The organism is Oleiphilus sp. HI0086, from assembly GCF_001635225.1.
Genome location: NZ_LWFZ01000436.1, coordinates 1 through 451, shown reverse-complemented (window position 1 = coordinate 451; position 451 = coordinate 1). Strand labels below are relative to the sequence as shown.

The 451-nt window shown below is 45.9% G+C and carries 1 protein-coding gene; it reads right to left on the bottom strand.

Annotated features, from left to right (window positions below; genetic code table 11):
• The coding region (locus tag A3756_RS05435; protein WP_156490294.1) for a DUF1329 domain-containing protein at window positions 1-451 on the bottom strand (451 nt) is incomplete at both ends.

The window sequence follows — 451 nt, the reverse complement described above, 5'->3', positions numbered from 1 at the left end:
ATAGCTCCTGCTTTCCTTCTAGAGCCCAGTCATATCGATCCATCGCGCCATTGTACATATCGAAGTTATCGGTAGTACGCAAACCATCCGCCGCGGTTCCTGGTCCATCATATGCAACCTGAGGAGCTCGACGAACACGTCGCTGACCAGCGTTATATACCCACGCTCTACGTGGTTCTTTAACTTGGTCAATTGTTTCGTGGATAAGTAGAACGTTACCCGCCAAACGAGCCGGTGAAGCTACGCGCTGCTTAAAATACCAAAAGACGTTTTTATCTCCATTCTTTGCAGCATCCGTCAATTCCAATCGCTCAGAATAATGTTCTACGAAACGAATTGGTGAGAAGTCTCCTGATTCAGTAGGTGTAACCTGTACGTAGTCACGAACAAAGCTTCCCCCTCTTGAACGCATAATATGGTTCCAAACAACTTCTTTAGCATTCTTTGGAAT